20 protein-coding genes are annotated in these 18,790 nt (G+C 33.9%); 5 read left to right on the top strand and 15 right to left on the bottom strand.

Translation table 11 applies throughout. The features are described 5' to 3' along the window. Positions 1-4: 4 nt before the first annotated feature. Positions 5-499 carry a hypothetical protein gene (locus tag ACODSI_RS00665; protein ID WP_488914905.1) on the bottom strand — a complete coding sequence of 165 codons (495 nt, stop codon included), beginning with the start codon at positions 497-499 and terminating at the stop codon, positions 5-7. 93 nt (positions 500-592) lie between these two features. Further along, positions 593-1,393 (bottom strand): hypothetical protein, encoded by an 801-nt coding sequence (locus ACODSI_RS00670; protein WP_488914906.1) that lies wholly within the window; start codon positions 1,391-1,393, stop codon positions 593-595. A gap of 112 nt (positions 1,394-1,505) precedes the next feature. Here ACODSI_RS00670 and aroC point away from each other — a divergent pair, with 112 nt between their 5' ends. The 3 genes from aroC to ACODSI_RS00685 all read left to right on the top strand — a co-directional run bounded on the left by aroC (position 1,506) and on the right by ACODSI_RS00685 (position 5,982). After that, the gene (aroC, locus tag ACODSI_RS00675) at positions 1,506-2,570 is read left to right on the top strand and encodes a chorismate synthase (protein ID WP_488914907.1); all 1,065 of its coding nucleotides are present in this window, start codon (positions 1,506-1,508) and stop codon (positions 2,568-2,570) included. Next, the gene (locus ACODSI_RS00680) at positions 2,571-4,157 is read left to right on the top strand and encodes a dicarboxylate/amino acid:cation symporter (protein WP_488914908.1); all 1,587 of its coding nucleotides are present in this window, start codon (positions 2,571-2,573) and stop codon (positions 4,155-4,157) included. 145 nt (positions 4,158-4,302) lie between these two features. Continuing rightward, entirely contained in the window at positions 4,303-5,982 is a 1,680-nt protein-coding gene (locus tag ACODSI_RS00685; protein WP_488914909.1) for a T9SS type A sorting domain-containing protein, read from the top strand. A 41-nt stretch (positions 5,983-6,023) separates the two neighbouring features. Here ACODSI_RS00685 and ACODSI_RS00690 read toward each other — a convergent pair whose 3' ends face one another. The 3 genes from ACODSI_RS00690 to ACODSI_RS00700 form a co-directional block, all read right to left on the bottom strand. Further along, positions 6,024-6,161 (bottom strand): hypothetical protein, encoded by a 138-nt coding sequence (locus ACODSI_RS00690; protein ID WP_488914910.1) that lies wholly within the window; start codon positions 6,159-6,161, stop codon positions 6,024-6,026. Positions 6,162-6,224: 63 nt separating this feature from the next. Next, on the bottom strand, positions 6,225-6,641 hold the full coding sequence (locus tag ACODSI_RS00695; RefSeq protein ID WP_488914911.1) for a thiol-disulfide oxidoreductase DCC family protein: 417 nt from the start codon (positions 6,639-6,641) through the stop codon (positions 6,225-6,227). Continuing rightward, positions 6,642-8,810, bottom strand: a complete 2,169-nt coding sequence (locus ACODSI_RS00700; protein ID WP_488914912.1) for an endonuclease MutS2 — start codon at positions 8,808-8,810, stop codon at positions 6,642-6,644. 83 nt (positions 8,811-8,893) lie between these two features. On the opposite strand from ACODSI_RS00700, the gene ACODSI_RS00705 reads away from it, so the two are divergent. After that, positions 8,894-9,559, top strand: coding sequence for a uracil-DNA glycosylase (locus ACODSI_RS00705; RefSeq protein WP_488914913.1), 666 nt, complete (start codon positions 8,894-8,896; stop codon positions 9,557-9,559). A gap of 48 nt (positions 9,560-9,607) precedes the next feature. Here the strand turns inward: ACODSI_RS00705 and ACODSI_RS00710 are convergent, their stop codons facing one another. From ACODSI_RS00710 to ACODSI_RS00755, 10 genes are all read right to left on the bottom strand, one after another. Then, entirely contained in the window at positions 9,608-10,195 is a 588-nt protein-coding gene (locus ACODSI_RS00710; RefSeq protein ID WP_488914914.1) for a hypothetical protein, read from the bottom strand. 11 nt (positions 10,196-10,206) lie between these two features. Next, the gene (locus ACODSI_RS00715) at positions 10,207-10,773 is read right to left on the bottom strand and encodes a DUF3575 domain-containing protein (RefSeq protein ID WP_488914915.1); all 567 of its coding nucleotides are present in this window, start codon (positions 10,771-10,773) and stop codon (positions 10,207-10,209) included. A 52-nt stretch (positions 10,774-10,825) separates the two neighbouring features. Further along, a complete protein-coding gene (locus ACODSI_RS00720; protein WP_488914916.1) occupies positions 10,826-11,758 on the bottom strand; it encodes a transglutaminase in 933 nt (310 codons plus the stop codon). A gap of 20 nt (positions 11,759-11,778) precedes the next feature. Next, the gene (locus ACODSI_RS00725; RefSeq protein WP_488914917.1) at positions 11,779-12,630 is read right to left on the bottom strand and encodes a substrate-binding domain-containing protein; all 852 of its coding nucleotides are present in this window, start codon (positions 12,628-12,630) and stop codon (positions 11,779-11,781) included. 19 nt (positions 12,631-12,649) lie between these two features. Further along, entirely contained in the window at positions 12,650-13,201 is a 552-nt protein-coding gene (locus tag ACODSI_RS00730; protein ID WP_488914918.1) for a GNAT family N-acetyltransferase, read from the bottom strand. A gap of 4 nt (positions 13,202-13,205) precedes the next feature. Further along, positions 13,206-13,727 carry a GNAT family N-acetyltransferase gene (locus ACODSI_RS00735; RefSeq protein ID WP_488914919.1) on the bottom strand — a complete coding sequence of 174 codons (522 nt, stop codon included), beginning with the start codon at positions 13,725-13,727 and terminating at the stop codon, positions 13,206-13,208. Between the two features lie 7 nt (positions 13,728-13,734). Then, positions 13,735-14,112, bottom strand: coding sequence for a VOC family protein (locus ACODSI_RS00740; RefSeq protein ID WP_488914920.1), 378 nt, complete (start codon positions 14,110-14,112; stop codon positions 13,735-13,737). Between the two features lie 40 nt (positions 14,113-14,152). Then, positions 14,153-15,019 carry a nucleoside phosphorylase gene (locus ACODSI_RS00745; protein WP_488914921.1) on the bottom strand — a complete coding sequence of 289 codons (867 nt, stop codon included), beginning with the start codon at positions 15,017-15,019 and terminating at the stop codon, positions 14,153-14,155. Positions 15,020-15,084: 65 nt separating this feature from the next. Then, entirely contained in the window at positions 15,085-15,417 is a 333-nt protein-coding gene (locus ACODSI_RS00750; RefSeq protein WP_488914922.1) for a translation initiation factor, read from the bottom strand. Between the two features lie 77 nt (positions 15,418-15,494). Then, positions 15,495-16,448, bottom strand: a complete 954-nt coding sequence (locus ACODSI_RS00755) for an isopenicillin N synthase family dioxygenase (protein WP_488914923.1) — start codon at positions 16,446-16,448, stop codon at positions 15,495-15,497. Positions 16,449-16,805: 357 nt separating this feature from the next. Between ACODSI_RS00755 and ACODSI_RS00760 the strand changes: the two genes are divergently transcribed. Then, positions 16,806-18,782 (top strand): alpha-ketoacid dehydrogenase subunit alpha/beta, encoded by a 1,977-nt coding sequence (locus tag ACODSI_RS00760; RefSeq protein ID WP_488914924.1) that lies wholly within the window; start codon positions 16,806-16,808, stop codon positions 18,780-18,782. Positions 18,783-18,790 lie beyond the last annotated feature (8 nt).

An 18,790-nucleotide genomic window follows, 5' to 3' on the forward strand; every position in this document is an offset into this window, starting at 1 on the left:
TGTATTAATTGAATCTGTAACGAATTCCTAAAGCTAAATCAGGACCAAAATTATTATCTCGGTATCCATCAGAATTAAAATACAATTCAGGTCTAAGGTCTAATGACAATTGAATAGGCACTTCTTTAAAGTTGTATTCAATTCCGATATCACCAGCCGCAAACAAAAAAGTACCACTATTTGAAATGCCGGATTTATTATAATTCCAACTTCCAACACCAGCGCCAACGCCAGCATACCAATTAAAACCATTGTCAATGTTCCAAACCCATTGATAAACACCAGTTAGTTTAAAAGCATCTACATAATTACTATTTCTAAATCCTAAATCAAGTTCAAGTCGATTATTTTTAGACAAACCTCTTTGGTAAGAAATCTCTCCACCAAAACCATCATTGTCTCCTAAACGCAATCCTAATGCGTTCTTCGAGATGTCTTGAGCTTGAATGCTAAATGCTAAACCTAGTAGCATAACAGCTGATAAAAATACTTTTTTCATATAAATTATTATTAATTAGTTTCAGCAAAGTAACATAACAATACAGGCACATAGCTTATATAATTTATGCTATTAGTTACATAATTATGATTCTTAATTTAAGTGATAAGTTGATAAAAACTCTTCTTGTGTTGCCGTTTGTGATGTAGGTATTGGTAATGTAACACCAGGAATCGTGTTCAACTGATAATTTATTAAAGTATTAGCATACACCATTCCGATGTTTTTGCTGTAATATTGTGTAGAAGTTACAACGTCTTGTGCATTCATCACTGTAATAGGAATGGTTATTCCGGAAACAACTTGTGTTGTGGTAATTTTAAGATTCAAAACAACTTTTGTTTTTTTAACATCCGTATACATGTCACCATTTGAGGATAAATAATTCGGAAGACTACCGTCACAAACTGTTTTTAAAGTATAATCAATGGTTAATGGATACGATTGCACCGTTTGATTTATGGTTCCAGAAGTGGTGCTTAATACGTCATTTACGGCTGCATTTTCTTTGAAAAAAATAAAATCGGTTAGCGACAAATTGATGGGTGATGTTAATCCGAAATTAATACTAAAATTTCCAGTCATTTCCAATTTACTTCCATCAATCTTTACGCCATTATCTTTCAAAGTAGAAGAGAAAAAACCTGTTGGGGTCGCTAAGGTTTTCATTTTTTTGTAAGTAACAGAATTAATCACTGTATCGTGTGAAATGTACAAAGAATCTCGACTTACAGTACCACCATTATCCACATCATACACCCAATAATTTCCATTTGTTAGAGGTAAAAAGGAAGTGGGAGGCGAATTGTCAACTCCAGGCTCATCGTTATTGTGTGAACATGAAGAAAAAAGAACCACTGCAAAAAGTGACGCCAAAATAAATTTTGTTTTCATATTGTTAGTATTAGTTTGAGCGCTAATGTAATAAAAGTTTTTTGTTTAAAAAAAAGGAGTTCAATATTAACTATAAACTTTAAAATCCTATTTTTGTTGAAAACAAGATACAATGGCAGGAAATAGTTATGGTACACTTTTCAAACTAACAACTTTTGGAGAATCTCATGGTGAAGCTTTAGGCGGAATAATAGATGGTTGTCCTGCTGGACTTGAATTGGATTTAGTTGCAATTCAACTTGAAATGCAACGCCGTAAACCAGGTCAATCTTCGATAGTTACACAACGAAAAGAAGAAGATGAAGTGAAATTTCTTTCAGGAATTTTTGAAGGAAAAACGACAGGAACGCCAATTGGATTTATTATTCCAAATACCAATCAAAAGTCAGACGATTATTCACACATTAAAGATACGTACCGTCCAAGTCATGCCGATTATGTGTATGAAAAGAAATATGGATTGCGCGATTATCGTGGTGGCGGAAGGAGTTCAGCTAGAGAAACCGCCAGTAGAGTAGTGGCTGGCGCTATTGCTAAACAGGTTTTAAAAGACATCACAATTAACGCTTTTGTATCGTCAGTAGGAAATATATTCATTGACAAACCCTATCAAGATTTGGATTTTTCAAAAATTGAAAGCAATGCCGTTCGCTGTCCAGATACCGCTACTGCTGATAAAATGGAACATTACATCAAAGAAATCAAGAAGCAAGGCGATACTATTGGTGGCACTATAACTTGTGTGATTCAGAATGTACCTATTGGATTAGGCGAACCAGTTTTTGATAAACTTCATGCCGAATTGGGAAAAGCGATGTTGTCTATTAATGCCGTTAAAGGCTTTGAGTTTGGCAGCGGATTTTGTGGCGCTATGATGAAAGGTAGTGAACACAACGATTTGTATAACGAAGACGGCACTACTAAATCCAATTTATCAGGTGGAATTCAAGGTGGAATTTCCAATGGAATGGATATTTATTTTAGAGTTGCCTTTAAACCTGTGGCTACTTTAATTCAGAAACAAGACGTACTTACTAATCAAAATGAAATTATAGAGCAACAAGGAAAAGGGCGTCATGATCCTTGTGTGGTTCCAAGAGCGGTTCCTATCGTAGAGGCCATGGCAGCTTTGGTGCTAGCTGATTTTTATTTGATTAACAAAACATACCGTAACTAGATGAATACAGAAGAAACAACAAAGAAATCAAACTTAACAAGGAATATTTTCATTGCATTGGTGTTAGGAATTACTCTTGGATTTGTTTTTAACAAATACTATGTCAACGCAGAAAATACTAAAATCGATTTTTATACCAAACAAATTGATGGTTACAACAATTCGTTAAAAGCCTATTTACCAGATTCAACTTCCGTAAATTATAAAACGGCTTCAAAAGCAATTGCTGTTTTTGAAAACAATAAAAAAGAAATTTTAAATGCTATACACAATTCTCCTAAAAGTTTTGAAGCAAACTATGATGCAGTAGCTAAAATTGACGATACATTAAAAAAGCTTACTACGTTGGTAAAAACGCCAAAAAGAGATACTCTTTCGGCTGATTTTACGCATTTAAAAGAAGTAAAAAAGTTTTCCGAAACGAAGTTAAGTGAATTGACTTCCGAGCGAGATAAGAAAATTCAATGGTTTGCTATTATTGCCGACATTTTTTTGCGATTGATTAAAATGATTGTTGCACCACTTGTATTTACAACGCTAGTTGTGGGTATCTCTAAATTAGGAGATATCAAAACCGTTGGACGAGTTGGAGGAAAAACGATGCTTTGGTTTATTTCTGCCTCCTTAACAAGTTTGGTTTTAGGTATGATTTTGGTTAATCTATTTAAGCCAGGTCAGTTGATGCATTTGCCCTTACCGTTAGACAATCAAAATACAGGAATTGACAAAGCTGCCCTTTCAATTAAAGATTTTGTGACTCATGTATTTCCTAAGAGTTTTATAGAATCAATGGCTAACAATGAGATTTTGCAAATTGTTGTTTTTTCGATATTTTTCGGAATTTCTGCGGCTGCCATAGGAAAGAAAAGTGAAAAAATTGTAAAAGCTTTAGACGATATTTCACATATTATTTTGAAACTCACTGGATTCATCATGAATTTTGCGCCTTATGCCGTTTTTGGTTCGATGGTGGTGGTAATCGCAAAACAAGGCATTGGGATTTTGACTACCTATGCAATTTTTATTTCAGAGTTTTATCTTGGATTGATTGTGTTATGGTTGGTGTTGATTTTGGCAGGTTCATTCTTTATTAAAAAACGAATTTTTTCATTGTTAAAACGTATCAAAGATCCAATTTTACTAGCATTTAGCACCAGTAGTTCTGAAGCGGCATTGCCAAAAACAATGATGGAATTAGAGCGATTTGGATGCAGCAATAAAATTACCAGTTTTGTGTTGCCATTGGGATATTCTTTTAATCTAGATGGAAGTATGATGTATATGACTTTCGCATCCATCTTCATTGCTCAATCATACGGTATTGATTTAACTATTGAAACCCAAATTTCGATGTTGTTGGTTCTAATGTTGACTAGTAAGGGAATAGCAGGTGTGCCTAGAGCTTCTCTTGTTGTAATTGCTGGTACATTAGCAAGTTTTAAAATTCCAGAAGTAGGTATTGCATTGTTGTTAGGGATAGATCCTATTTTAGATATGGGAAGAAGTGCTACAAATGTTGTCGGAAACAGTATAGCAACCGCAGTGGTAAGCAACTTAGAAGGAGAATTAGCAGATGAAAAAATATAATTTTTACTTGTTTTATAGCTTTTAAATTGCGAAAAAAATAAGGTAATTACCTTTTTATTGTAGTAAAGAAAAAGAAAGTTAAAATAAATTGCGGTTTAAAATAAAATACATAAATTTGAAACGAATTTACTTAAAACTATAATTTATGAAAAAAATTACTTTATTTTTCTTTCTGGCATTTTTAGCATTTAGTGCTAATGTAACTGCTCAGACTGACTATTACACAGCATTAGTTAATAATAATGGTACTTCTCAAAACGGACGTGCGCCTCAAGCTTTTGATAGATGTGACAGAAGTGTTTGGTTAATATCTGCTACAGATATGGCTGCTGCTGGTTATGTTAATGGTGATGTTATCACATCAATCGGATTTACTTACACAGGAACTCCATCAGACGTCCCAACTTCTGGTACATTTAAAGTATACCTTCAAAACACTACTGCAACTACAAACACTAAAAGTACTACTTGGTCAACTGCTATCAGTGGTATGACTTTAGCTAGTAATAATACTATTACTGTACCAGCCGCTTTAGGATCTGTAGATTATGATTTTTCAGGTGGAACTGCATTTACTTATACTGGTGGTGGATTATATATCGCTACTGATTATCAAAATTTAGCTGGTACTCTTGCTACAGTTGCTAATACAGCAAGTTGTAATGCTTCTTTAGCAGGTGGTCTACTAGGAGCTAGAACAACTACAACCACTTTACCAACCACTCTTACTGCTTCTGCTTATAGACCAGAAACTAGATTAGGTAAATTGGTTCCTTGTGCTAGACCTTTAAATTTAGCTGTACCTTCAACTACACTTAATTCAGCTAATATTAGCTTTACGTCATCTAATCCAGTAAATTTTGAATACGGTCCTTATGATTATACATTAGGCACAGGTACAACTGTATCAGGTGTAAGTTCTGTGTATACCTTAAATGGTTTAACTCCAAGTACTGCTTATGAAGTATATACTAAATCTGATTGTGGAGCTTTTGTTGGTACTAGTGCATGGACAGTTCCTGTTTCATTCCATACGACTTTCCAACCAGCTAATCCAACTTATAACACCAGTTTTGAAGTGGATGATTTTCCAAATATGGGATGGGTTGCAGATCCTGAAGTAAACGGTTCTGATTGGTTTATTAATTATGGTGGTACAGGAAGTGCTTTAGTTCAAAATGGATTGTATTCTGCAATTTCTCTTGCTAACGGTACTGCTGATGCTTCGGCAATGTTATACTCAAGAGGCGTAAATTTAACTGCTGGAAGTGTAGTTACTGTGTCTTATTATGATAGAGTTTATCTTTCTGCTACTGCTCCTGCAGTAACAACTTCTAGTTATGTATTAAGTTATGGTAACGACCAAACTCAATTGGCTCAAACTACTGTTCTTGCTACTGTTCCAAGTGCTGCTAACACTGCATTTGCTTTAAAAACATATACTTTTACTCCTGCAACTACTGGAGTTTATTATTTTAGTTTTCAAAACACTACTGCTGTGAATTCTACAGCTGCTACAACTACAGAGGCGTTAATTATTGATAACTTTACGGTTACTCAAACATTAGCTAACAATGAAGTTTTAGAATCTAAATTTTCTACGTATCCAAACCCTGCTAAAAACGTAATTAATGTAGCAAACACTACAGATGCTTTAATTACAGCTATCGAAATGACTGATATCAATGGTAGAGTTGTAAAAACTGTAAAATTCTCTAATGTTTCAGAAGCTCAAGTTACTGTTTCTGATTTAGCACAAGGAGTTTACATGATGAAAATAGTTTCTGATAAAGGTATCGCAACTAAAAAAGTGGTTAAAGAATAATTGAAAATTCATTTATACTATAAAAAAAGACTAAGCATTGCTTAGTCTTTTTTGTTTTTAGTACTTCCCATCATGAGGAAAATTGCTCCAATTAATCCAAAAATAACTAAAGCAAAAACTCCAATCATGATGAATGCTCCATTGTCCCAAGAATATAATGGGAGAACTAATTTATTCATAAGAAAGGGTTTTAAAGGTTAATCAAATCTATTTAATTTTTAATTGAATAAATATGATAATTATCATGACAAAAATTTAGCAGCAAGTTCTAGTGTTGGTACTAGACAACTTTCTTTTTTTCCATACCATTTATAACGGTTTTTGGCTATGAAATTATAAACACCATTTGTAAGAAAATCGGGAATAAATCGGAAATAATATACCAGTGAAATTAATCCTTTTAGGTCTTTTGCAATAATAAGTGCAGCTTCTGCCTTGGTGTAATAAGCGACTTTTGGAAGGTATAAAATTATGCCATCGACTTTTAGTAAATCGATACCTAAGTAGTCTATTATTTCTTTTCCTAATTCCGATTGAATGGCAACAAACCGAAACACATCCTTCGAATCGTTTTTGATGATGAATTGTACAGAGGCATCACATAAATTGCAAACGCCATCAAAAAGTATGATTTTTTTATCTTGAGGTAACCCTATCATTTACTTAGCTCTTTCAACAAACTCAATAGCCTCGATACTCACTTTAGAAGTAAAAATTCCGTAATTGACTGTAGCTTTGTTTTTTTCGATGGCATCTATGGTACCAATGGCTTTTCCATCAATCATGCGAACACGATCACCAACTTTTAAAACCACTTTAGGTTTTTCAGGAACCAATGCAGCTTTTACTTTTTTTTCTTTTTTCTCCTTACGGATTTCTTCTACTTTTACCGTAACTTCTTCTTGAACTTGTTTTTTGATGACTTCTTTAATTTTTTTCTCTTTAACAGAAAGTTTTCTCCTTTTAGAATTTTCAATTTCAATCATTTTTAAAAATTCACCAATCAAAATTTTCTTGTCTTTATTATTGAAGTATGTTTCCGAAATATCGTCAATTTTTTGTCCGATATAAATCAATCGCTGGTTGGCGTCATACAATTCTTGATACCGTTCTAGCTTCTCTTGTATTTTTAGATTGATGGATTCCATTTTTCTACTTTCTTCACGCGCTTTGGTTTCTTCTTCTTTAAGATTTAAAGAAGTTTTTTCCATTTTAGAACGTTCTTTCTGTAATGTCGCAATGGTTTTATCAAATCGCACTTTTCCGCCTTCAATTTTCTTTTTGGCACGATTAATCAATCCGTAGGGAATACCATTTTTTTGGGCTACTTCAAAGGTGAATGAGCTTCCAGCTTGCCCTAATATCAATTTATACATGGGTTCTAATGATTTTTCATCAAAAAGCATGTTGGCGTTAGAGGCATAAGGTAATTCGTTAGCTAAAATTTTTAAATTGGAATAATGCGTTGTTATGATACCGAATGCTTCTCGATGGTAAAATTCTTCCAAAAAAGTTTCTGCTAATGCACCACCCAATTCAGGATCAGAACCAGTTCCAAATTCATCGATCAAGAACAATGTTTTTGAATTGCATTTTTTTAAAAAATAATTCATGTTTTTTAATCGATAACTATAAGTACTTAGATGATTTTCAATAGATTGATTATCTCCAATATCGGTCAATATTCGGTCAAATAAAAAGGTTTCACTGCGTTCGTGAACCGGAATAAGTATGCCGCTTTGCAACATTAATTGCAACAATCCTACCGTTTTTAACGAGATGGTTTTTCCACCAGCATTGGGTCCTGATATTACAATGATTCTACTTTCATTGTTCAGTTCAATGGTTTGCGGAAAAGTAACTTCGTTTTTATTTTTGTTGTTTAAAAATAAAATGGGATGGTACGCTTCTCTAAAATACAACCTCTTTTCTTCAATAATAGTGGGTAAAATGGCATTGATTTTATGTGCGTACTTAGCTTTCCCAGCCACTACATCAACATCACTTAAAAACTCCTGATATTCCTTCAGTAATCCTAAGAAAGGTCGAATGTCATGCGTTAATTTCTTTAAAATACGAGTTATTTCTTCACGTTCTTCATACTCTAAATTACTCAATTCTCTTGAATATTTTAGGGTTGCTTCTGGCTCTATATACGCAATGCTTCCTGTTTTGGAACTACCTAAAATAGAACCTTTAACTTTACGTCGATACATTGCTAAAACTGCTAAAACTCTGCGGTTTTCCACAAAACTTTCTTTGATGTCATCCAAATAACCAAGAGCATTGTACTGTGTTAAAGCGGTTCCAAAACTTTGGTTGACTTTGCCACGAACCACACTCATATCTCTACGAATATTGATTAAATCAGGAGAAGCGTTATCTTTAATAACCCCATATTTGTCAACTACTTCATCAATTTTTTGGATGATGTATTTGGTGTATTCTACTTGAACCGCTCGTTCGTTCAATTTGGGATAATAATCGCTGAATTTTTTTAAGAATAGAAGTAACACATTTGTCGTTTCTGATAAAGTTGCCATTTTTCTGAACGTGCTAACTTCAAGAAAACTATCTTCTATACCTAACATTTTCAAATCTGAGGAGATGTTTTCAAAACCGTGATTTGGAAGTGCATTATTATTAGTAAAAGAAGCTAAATACTCCGATGTTTGCAAAAGCGCATTCATTAAGAGTTCTTTGTCTTTAAATGGTGTAATTTCTAGTGCTTTTTGCTTTCCAATTTCGGTATTACATCGATCGGAAATGGTTTGCAAAATGGTACTAAATTCTAAGTCTTGTAACGTTTTATCGGTAATAGAAATCATAGCTTGTTTTCAGAAATTCAAAGTTACAAAGGTTGTAAGCCATATTGCAATAGATTTTTATATTTTTGATAAAAATTTATACAATGTTAATCCAAATGCATGCTTCATGGCAGAAGGTTCTTTCTTCAGAAATTCAAAAACCGTATTTCACGAATTTGATTTCCTTTGTAAAAAAGGAATATGAATCGACCGTTTGTTATCCTAAAAAAGAGCAGATTTTTGCAGCTTTTGACCATTGTCCTTTTGATAATGTTACCGTTGTAATTATAGGTCAAGACCCGTATCATGGACCAGGACAAGCTAATGGATTGTGTTTTTCAGTGAATGATGGCATTCCTTTTCCACCTTCTTTGAATAATATTTTTAAAGAAATTGAAACCGATATTAAAGTTCCATTTCCGCAATCGGGTAATTTAGAACGTTGGGCTCAGCAAGGCATTTTATTGTTGAATGCCACATTAACGGTTAAACAAAGTGAAGCAGGAAGTCATCAAAATCAGGGTTGGGAAACATTTACAGATGCTGTAATTCAGAAAATTTCAGCGGAAAAAGAAAATGTAGTGTTTTTGCTTTGGGGCGGTTTTGCTAAAAAGAAAGGATTAAAAATTGATCGAACGAAACATTTTGTACTTGAAACGGGACATCCATCACCTCTAAGCGCCAATAGAGGTTTGTGGTTTGGAAACAAGCACTTTAGCAAAACCAATGATTTTCTTAAAAGTAAAGGAATTCCTGAAATTAAATGGTAAAAAAAAATCCATTGCGGGTAACAATGGATTTTAAGATTTTATGTTTGGTTAGTTGACAGTAAAATTATAATAACCGTCGGCATCTAAGCCATTTATTTTTGAATTAATATTTAAAATAATGTCACCACTTTTACTATTAGATTGTAGTTCAACTAAATCGGTTGCCTCACTATTATAACCAAAACTTAATCGGTATTGTCCTGCAGAAGGTAGTTTTATGCCGCAAAGAAATTCGTATCGATCATTTGCGGTGTCAAATAGTGCTGTAGCATTATAAAAACTTCCGGTTTCAAAATTACCCAAGTTCAAATCAATATTGGGAAAACTAGCATCTACTAAAATCCAATCGTTACCCACTTTTTTCTCTAATAAGTATGAAAAACTAAAAGAAGGAGCATTGTTTGTGGTCTTTCTAATGTCTAATAAATTAGTTTGATTGGATTCAGGTAAAAGTCTGTTGATATAGGCATTAATGTAAATATTGCTACCAGTATTGTAGGTAGTTTGTGTTTGAATTTGAACTAAATTAGGAATCGAAACGTATGCAGTGTTATAGAAATCATCATCGTTTGTATCACAAGCTGTAAATCCTAACACAAATACAATCAATAAGAACGTAATTTTTAATGTTTTCATAATATTTGCTTTTAAAATCTATATCCTAAATTAACTCCAACTCTTGTAATCACATCGGGACTTTTCTCACGATTGGTTAGGTTTGAACCAAACCCTACAAGAAACTCTAGTGCCCATGATTCTTTAAAGTACATTTTATATCCCAAACTTCCGCCTAGGCCAAAATCGGAATACATACTTTTTTGAATGGTATAATATCCATTTCCGTTAGTGTCATTAGTTCTAATAATTTCTTTAAAATCGCCACCATTGGCTGAGGCAAAAACTTCGGCAAAATAATACCGTGATTTACTTTTAGACAAGGCATATCGCAGATAAGGGTTGAATTCATATTTAGGCAAATTGTTTCTAAATCCGTCATTAAATTCGTCTTCAATTTTAGAACTGTTAGAAAAATTTACATTTATACCAAATGAAAAATCTTTTTTAAGAAAACGTTCGTAACTAAAACTCATTTTCCCATAAGTAATAGCCGATAAAACATCAACTCTGAATTCATTTTTTTTGGCAGACAAAGTACTTTCTTGAGCAGAAGTAACTAGAGTTCCAAGAAAAAATAGGACAATTATTTTCTTCATATAGTTCTAATTTTAGTGAGCTAATATACTATTTTATTTGATGAGTTTAAAATTAATTAAAAGTCAAAGCACTCAAAATTTCTTCTTTCATAAAAGGACCTCCAGGATATTTAGCAGTATAATCAAGATTAAGCCAAATGTTACCTCTTTCGTCGATGTGATAATGGAGCTGCTTTCCTTTACTTTCTATTGGAAAAAGAATTTTTTTTATCAAAAAATTGATGGTTTCTAAATCGGCTTTGTTTCCAATAAGTATCTCAGGATAGATATGACCGTTGGTATGAATAAGTCTTGGTGTACCGCCAATAGAACGAATAGCAGCGGCCATTAATATCGAATGGTCGTCGCAATCACCCGATAAATACTGTACCGATTCACTCGCACTGGCAATGTATTCTTCACCTTTAGGGTCTCGAACATAATTCCAATTGGTGTTGATTTCTTTAAAAACCGCAAAACATTGAATTAAAGTAAAATAATCGTGATAACCTTTTACATCTTTGAAATATTTATTAACCGACATAATGGCGAAATTGCGAACCTTTGGATTTTCATAATCAATGGCATTGATTATTTTGGTTTTGTTAGGAAAAGGCAGCAATCGATCGACAATGATATCTTGTGGGTATGGATTTTCAGCCATTGTAAATAGCATCGATTGGTAGTCCTCGAAAACAGTTTGAAACCCATAACCGCCAAAAATAGTTCCGTATACCAATGCGATGAGATATAAAAAAACACTAATCAGTGTAATTCTTCTCATAGCTTGAAGTACGAATTGGATTAAGACTAAAATGACAATAAAAATCAATATTCGATCGAGATGGAAATACCAATTAAATTGTACTAAATTTTGATGAACTATTATGAATATCGGGATAGCAACCAGCACATTAAGCACAAAAATGATTATCGTATCCCAAGGTTTTTTAACCGTGAGTTTGTTTTTAAGATACAGATAATACAGTTTTGTTTTTTCTAACATCGGTTAAGAATTGCAAAAGGCTAAATGACTTTTACAATATCAGCAAAAGTACCTTTTTTATCAATAATTTTGAGTTCAAATAATTGATTTTGAATTTTGTTTAACATTTCATTCGATAAAGGTTTTTGTGACCATTCTGTCAAACGCAACCATTCTTGGATATCTTCTATTTTTTGATGGTATTTTGATGCTAAAATGCTATCAATATGGGGTATTTGCTTAAATGGTAGTGTTGCTTTATTGATTACATTTAAAATTTGAGTGATGGTATTGGGTTGCTCTTCAAGAATTTCATTTCGTACCGCAATAACAAAACATGGCCACGGAGTAGGGCAGTCGGCTACTCGACGAAAAACACCTTTGTCTACTAAGGGTTTGGTCATGAATCGTTCCCACATAAAATAGTCGGCTTTTTCATTGGTTAACGCTTCAACGGCGCCATCTATTGTATTAACGATTTCAAATTCTAAATTATCTGTTTTCCAACCTTGATTTTGAGCATTTACATATGCCATTAATTGCGAACCCGAACCGTATCGAGAAATAGCAACTTTGGTGTTTTCTAAGTCGTTTATGCTTTGATATTTGGAGTTCGCACTTACATGAATGCCCCAAATAAGCGGACTTTCAACATACACTTGCACTATTTTACTCGGATTTCCGCCAACAATATCTTTAATGATACCTTCGGTTAAGATCACAGCAATATCGGCCGAACCATCGCGTAGCATTTGACACATTTTTCCAGTACCTTCAGGTACATCTGTCCATTGCAAATCAATACCTAATGCTTCAAATTCGTTATTTTGGATTGATAAATGCCACGGTAAGTTGAAGTGTTCTGGAACACCTATTATTTTGATCTGTTTCATTCTTTGAGGATTACGATTTTCACTTCGCACTTCGAATTTTATATTTTGTACGTTCCAATTGCCACCATTTCCACAGAACACCATCTTTATCGGGATAATCCTCGACAAGTTGCATACCGCATTTGCTTAAAACTCGGTTGGAAGCTCCATTTTCGGCATGTGTGTAGGCATTCATGATTTTGATATCCATTTGGTTGAACCCATAATTTAACCAAAAATCGGTTGCTTCGGTGGCATAGCCTTTATTCCAAAATTTTTCGTCTAACCGATAACCATAATCATAGAAATTGGTATTGCCATTTTCTATATGATCATTCACATATTTGATTCCGGTCCAACCTATAAATTCGCCAGTTTCTTTTAAGACTGTAGCAAAACGACCAATGTTATTTTCTTCATATTGTCTTTGTACATATTCAATAACTTTGATACTTTCATCAACAACTACTTCGGGTTTTTGCCAAAGATATTTATGAACATTTGGGTTTTTATTTAATTCAAATAAGGCTTCAGCATCACTTATTTCAAGTGGACGAAGGAGTAGACGTTTGGTTTCTAGAATAAGGTTCATAAACTTAAATTTTATTTTCAATGGTATACCAATTATGTATAGAATTATTGACGCAATATTGATTTACAAATTCAAAACCTACTTTTTGTAATACTTTATTTGAACCAATATTGTTGCTAACCGCACAGGCGTGAATGGTTGACAGTTTCATTGTTTTAAATCCATACTCAAGCCAGGCAACAGCGGCTTCAGTTGCAAACCCATTATGCCAATGTTTTTCGGCAAATCGATATCCTAAATCATAGAAGTTACTATGATTATTTTCGATTTTGTCTCTAAATTTCAGTCCTGAAAAGCCTATCAGTGTGTTGGTTTTCTTTAAAATTACTGCAAATCGGGCTATTCCATTTTTTTGATATTCTTGAATAATCTTCTGAATATATTGTTCTGATTCGGTTTTTGTTTGAATAGGATTTCTCAGATAAACGTTCACATTTGGATTGTTATTCATTTCAAAGAAAGTTTCTGCATCCGAGAACTTCAATGGTCGCATTAGAAGACGTTCTGTTTCAAGAATTAGTTTCATTGCACGTTTATTTTATTTTCAAACTTGAAATTACAATTCGATACCCATCTGGGTCAAGAAACATGTCACCATTTTCATTCCAATAAGGATTTTTAGCCTTGAGGAATTCGATGGAATTTGCCTCCAATTTCTGATGTATCAATTCAAATTCTATTTTAGTATTGGGATAAAACACCAAAATATCTTCATCTCCAAAAGTAAAGTCCACCACAGCATCTGATTTTGTAAACTCTAAATGCCAATTTTCATTCTGATTTCCAAGGAAAATGCCATCATAACCGTTATGATTTTCAAAACTTCCTAATAATTCCAATCCTAAAACATCAATGTAAAAAGTTTTAAGCTGTTCTAAATTGTTGGTATGTCGAGCAAATCTAAAGGTCATTTAACACGATTTAATTTTTAATTCGTAATTTTTAATTCAATTACTCCGCCAATTTATCTAAAGCATATTCAATCAAAGCATCTACAGCTTTATACGGATCGTCACTAAAAGTTCCTGTAGCACGATTGGCAATAATGGCATTAAGTGATAAACACTCATGTCCTAATAATTTTCCTAAGCCATATATAGCACCTGTTTCCATTTCAAGATTGGTCATTTTAATGCCTTCATATTCAAATTGATCCATTTTGCTATTCAATTCAGGGTCTTGAATATTCAATCTCAATACGCGTCCTTGTGGACCGTAAAACCCACCTGCAGTTCCAGTAAAACCTTTAAAGATTTTATCGCTTTCAATACGTTTTTCTAATGTTTCACTTCCTCTAACTACATAAGGACGACCTTTTTTTAAATCCCAGTTGGTTTGTGTAATAAAAGCATCCTCAATAGCAGTTTCTGAAATATCTTCAATCAAATAGGAGCGAAGCATGTTGTCCAAACCCAATCCATATTGGCTCATCACAAAACTATCACAAGGAATGTCTGCTTGCAGCGAACCAGAAGTTCCAATTCGAACAATATTCAACGAAGTCAATTCTTCTTTAATGGCTCTGGTTTCCAAGTTGATGTTTACCAACGCATCCAATTCGTTCATGACGATGTCAATGTTATCAGGACCAATGCCTGTTGACATTACGGTCATTCGTTTACCTTTGTAAATTCCAGTTTGTGTTTTAAATTCACGTTTTTGTTGTGAAAATTCGATGCTTGAAAAATGTTTGGTAATTTTTTCTACCCTATTTTGATCACCTACAAAGATGATGTCTTTCGCAATATGTTCCGGTTTCAGGTTCAAGTGGTATACACTTCCATCCGGGTTTAAAATTAATTCTGATGATGCAATCATGTTTTTTATGTTATAGGTTGTTAGTGTTAACTTCGTACTTTGTATTTCAAACTTCGTACTTCAAATTAGCCTCCAACACGTTTTGTTTTAAATCCTTTATCTTGTAACAGTTTCATTATTCGATCGCGATAATCGCCTTGTATAATGATTTCTCCTTCTTTATAAGTGCCACCAACGGCTAACTTACTTTTGATTTCTTTCGCTAAAATTTTAAAATCTTCCTCGGCACCTTCATAACCAGAAATGATTGTGGTGGGTTTGCCTTTTCGTTTTTCAAATTTGCAAATCATGGGTTCTTTCTGCACAAATAACTTATGTTCTTTTTCAATTTGTTCTTCGGGTTCATTGGAAACCTCGTGATCAGGAAATAGTTTTTTTAATTGTTCTTGTAAATCCATATTTCTTTAAATTAAAAATTGAGAATTAAAAATTAATAAAAATTCTTAACCCTCAATTTTTAATTATTAATTTTTAATTACTTCTTAATCAATCCTAATTCTACCAAACGCTCATTCAAATAATCACCAGCGGTAATGTCTTCAAATTGTTTCGGATTATTCTCATCAATACATTCTGGCAAACAATTCAACTTCATATCGCTCACAGGATGCATAAAAAACGGAATCGAATAGCGTGAGGTATTCCACAATTCTCTTGGCGGATTAACCACTTGGTGGATCGTCGATTTCAATTTATTATTAGTATGTCTTGATAACATATCACCAACATTAATCATCAATTCGTCAGGATGTGCCATAGCATCAATCCATTGTCCATCGTGATTTTGAACCTGCAATCCTTTTCCTTGAGCACCCATTAAAAGCGTAATCAAGTTAATGTCACCATGAGCCGCGGCTCTTACAGCGCCATCTTTTGGTTCATCGGTTATTGGAGGATAGTGTATCGGACGCAAAATACTATTACCGTCTTTGATGTAATTATCAAAATAAAACTCATCCAAACCTATGTGTAAAGCCAATGCTCGCAACACATAAACACCTGTTTTTTCCAGCATTTTATAGGCTTCTTTACCAGTTTCGTTAAAGTTAGCCAATTCATTTACCGTGACATTTTCGGGATATTCATTAGCATATTTAGAACCTTCACTAACGTATTGACCAAAATGCCAAAATTCTTTTAAATCACCAGCCGAACGGCCTTTTGCGTGTTCTTTTCCAAACGAAATGTAACCACGTTGGCCACCAATTCCCGGAATTTCATACTGCTTTTTAGTTTCCAATGGAAGATTAAAGAAGTTGCGCACTTCACTATATAAATCTTCAACCAATTGGTCATCCAAAAAATGACCTTTTAACGCTACGAATCCAATGTCTTCGTAAGCTTTTCCGATTTCATTTACAAATTTTTGTTTACGTGCCGGATCATCCGACAGGAAATCACGTAAGTCAACACTTGGAATTTGTTGCATACTACTAAAACTTTTTTGTTAATAACTTCAATTGGAAAAATTCCAATCATAACTACAAATGTAACTAATTTTTAAATTCAAATTATCAAAGTTATTAACATTTTTAGAAGCTATTTACTTCGTCAGTTTGCTCTTTTGGAGCTCGTGTCCTGCTCTCGCCTTTATCTTGCTTCGTAAACTCCGCAAGGATATCGGCTCCATCAGGGCTAGGGCTATGGTTTTTCATAAGAAATGGGTAGTTTACTTTAGTTTTTTATACAATTCATCGAAAACAAATAAAAACACAAACAATTCTGCAAAAACTTTAGGAGTAACGCTCCAAAATTTTATATTTTTGCAATGCTTAAAAACAAACAAATGAACTTCGATAGAAAAGATTTGTCTAATATTCAATTATTAGATTTATATAAAAGACTTTTAAAACCAAGATTGATTGAGGAAAAAATGCTCATTCTTCTGCGTCAAGGAAAAGTATCCAAATGGTTTTCAGGTATCGGTCAAGAAGCGATATCAGTCGGAATTACTGCCGCTTTAGATCAAGACGAATACATCTTACCAATGCACCGAAATTTAGGGGTTTTTACGGGTCGTGATATTCCGTTGCACCGCTTATTCTCGCAATGGCAAGGAAAAAAGACTGGATTTACCAAAGGTCGCGATAGAAGTTTTCATTTCGGTACACAAGAATTCAAAATCATCGGAATGATTTCGCATCTTGGTCCGCAATTAGGTGTGGCTGACGGAATTGCATTAGCCAATAAATTAAAGAAAAACGGAAAAGTAACCGCGGTATTTACTGGTGAAGGCGCTACTTCGGAAGGCGATTTTCACGAAGCATTAAATATTGCTTCGGTTTGGGATTTACCTGTTTTATTTGTAATAGAAAATAATGGTTACGGATTATCAACACCAACCAACGAGCAATACCGTTGTGAAAACCTTGCCGATAAAGGCATTGGTTACGGAATGGAAAGTCACATTATTGATGGTAATAATATTCTTGAAGTTTATTTAAAAATAGCGGAATTAAAAGCTTCGTTAGCCGAAAATCCACGACCAGTTCTATTAGAATTTAAAACGTTTAGAATGCGAGGTCACGAAGAGGCGAGTGGTACTAAATATGTTCCGCAAGAACTAATGGATTTATGGGCTATTAAAGATCCGATTGCTAATTATCGAGATTATTTGCTTTCGGTTAGCGTACTTTCTGAAGAATTGGATGCCGAATTTAAAGCCGCTATCAAAGCAGAAATTGACGAGCATTGGGCTATTACACAAGCTGAACCCGATATTGTTGCTGATTTAGGTGAAGAATTAAACGATGTTTATAAACCATATGATTTTGAAGAAATTAATCCTTCTAATGAAATAGAAAATATCCGTGTGGTTGACGCTATTTCTCAGGCGCTTAAACAGTCAATGGAACGTCATGAGAATTTGGTCATCATGGGTCAAGATATCGCCGAATATGGTGGGGCTTTCAAAATTACAGAAGGCTTTGTGGAACAGTTTGGAAAAGAGCGTGTACGCAATACACCCATTTGCGAAAGCGCTGTAGTTTCTGCTGGAATGGGATTGTCAATTAACGGTCACAAAGCGATTGTTGAAATGCAATTTGCTGATTTTGTTTCTACAGGTTTCAATCCCATTGTGAATTTATTAGCAAAACAGCATTACCGTTGGAATGAAAAAGCCGATGTTGTAGTGCGTATGCCTTGTGGTGGTGGCACGCAAGCCGGACCATTTCATTCGCAAACCAACGAAGCGTGGTTTACTAAAACTCCAGGATTGAAAGTAGTTTATCCAGCCTTTCCTTATGACGTAAAAGGGTTGTTAAACACAGCTATTAATGATCCAAATCCAGTACTGTTTTTTGAGCACAAACAATTGTATCGTTCGGTATATCAAGAGGTACCTAAAGATTATTATACGATTCCATTTGGAAAAGCATCGGTAATCAAAGAAGGTTCGGATGTTACGATTATTTCATTCGGTGCTGGTGTGCATTGGGCCTTGGAAACGTTGTCTAAACATCCTGAAATAAAAGCAGATTTGATTGATTTAAGAACACTACAACCTTTAGATACTGAAGCCATTTATACCTCGGTAAAGAAAACTGGTAAATGTATTATTCTTCAAGAAGATACATTGTTTGGTGGTGTAGGTAGCGATATTTCTGCATTGATTATGGAAAATTGCTTTGAATATTTAGATGCGTCTGTTCGTAGAGTGGGTAGTTTGGAAAGTGCCATTCCTTTTGTAAAATCATTGGAAGATCAATATTTGCCTAAAATTCGTTTTGAAGAAGAATTGTTACTTTTGCTAGCATATTAAGTTTAATA

Source organism: Flavobacterium sp. FG139, from assembly GCF_057809695.1.

What these genes read in the sequence shown, in the direction of transcription:
- ACODSI_RS00665 (WP_488914905.1), bottom strand. Translation starts at nt 499, where the DNA reads ATGAAAAAAGTATTTTTATCAGCTGTTATGCTACTAGGTTTAGCATTT.
- ACODSI_RS00670 (WP_488914906.1), bottom strand. Translation starts at nt 1,393, where the DNA reads ATGAAAACAAAATTTATTTTGGCGTCACTTTTTGCAGTGGTTCTTTTT.
- aroC (WP_488914907.1), top strand. Translation starts at nt 1,506, where the DNA reads ATGGCAGGAAATAGTTATGGTACACTTTTCAAACTAACAACTTTTGGA.
- ACODSI_RS00680 (WP_488914908.1), top strand. Translation starts at nt 2,571, where the DNA reads ATGAATACAGAAGAAACAACAAAGAAATCAAACTTAACAAGGAATATT.
- ACODSI_RS00685 (WP_488914909.1), top strand. Translation starts at nt 4,303, where the DNA reads ATGAAAAAAATTACTTTATTTTTCTTTCTGGCATTTTTAGCATTTAGT.
- ACODSI_RS00690 (WP_488914910.1), bottom strand. Translation starts at nt 6,161, where the DNA reads ATGAATAAATTAGTTCTCCCATTATATTCTTGGGACAATGGAGCATTC.
- ACODSI_RS00695 (WP_488914911.1), bottom strand. Translation starts at nt 6,641, where the DNA reads ATGATAGGGTTACCTCAAGATAAAAAAATCATACTTTTTGATGGCGTT.
- ACODSI_RS00700 (WP_488914912.1), bottom strand. Translation starts at nt 8,810, where the DNA reads ATGATTTCTATTACCGATAAAACGTTACAAGACTTAGAATTTAGTACC.
- ACODSI_RS00705 (WP_488914913.1), top strand. Translation starts at nt 8,894, where the DNA reads ATGTTAATCCAAATGCATGCTTCATGGCAGAAGGTTCTTTCTTCAGAA.
- ACODSI_RS00710 (WP_488914914.1), bottom strand. Translation starts at nt 10,195, where the DNA reads ATGAAAACATTAAAAATTACGTTCTTATTGATTGTATTTGTGTTAGGA.
- ACODSI_RS00715 (WP_488914915.1), bottom strand. Translation starts at nt 10,773, where the DNA reads ATGAAGAAAATAATTGTCCTATTTTTTCTTGGAACTCTAGTTACTTCT.
- ACODSI_RS00720 (WP_488914916.1), bottom strand. Translation starts at nt 11,758, where the DNA reads ATGTTAGAAAAAACAAAACTGTATTATCTGTATCTTAAAAACAAACTC.
- ACODSI_RS00725 (WP_488914917.1), bottom strand. Translation starts at nt 12,630, where the DNA reads ATGAAACAGATCAAAATAATAGGTGTTCCAGAACACTTCAACTTACCG.
- ACODSI_RS00730 (WP_488914918.1), bottom strand. Translation starts at nt 13,201, where the DNA reads ATGAACCTTATTCTAGAAACCAAACGTCTACTCCTTCGTCCACTTGAA.
- ACODSI_RS00735 (WP_488914919.1), bottom strand. Translation starts at nt 13,727, where the DNA reads ATGAAACTAATTCTTGAAACAGAACGTCTTCTAATGCGACCATTGAAG.
- ACODSI_RS00740 (WP_488914920.1), bottom strand. Translation starts at nt 14,112, where the DNA reads ATGACCTTTAGATTTGCTCGACATACCAACAATTTAGAACAGCTTAAA.
- ACODSI_RS00745 (WP_488914921.1), bottom strand. Translation starts at nt 15,019, where the DNA reads ATGATTGCATCATCAGAATTAATTTTAAACCCGGATGGAAGTGTATAC.
- ACODSI_RS00750 (WP_488914922.1), bottom strand. Translation starts at nt 15,417, where the DNA reads ATGGATTTACAAGAACAATTAAAAAAACTATTTCCTGATCACGAGGTT.
- ACODSI_RS00755 (WP_488914923.1), bottom strand. Translation starts at nt 16,448, where the DNA reads ATGCAACAAATTCCAAGTGTTGACTTACGTGATTTCCTGTCGGATGAT.
- ACODSI_RS00760 (WP_488914924.1), top strand. Translation starts at nt 16,806, where the DNA reads ATGAACTTCGATAGAAAAGATTTGTCTAATATTCAATTATTAGATTTA.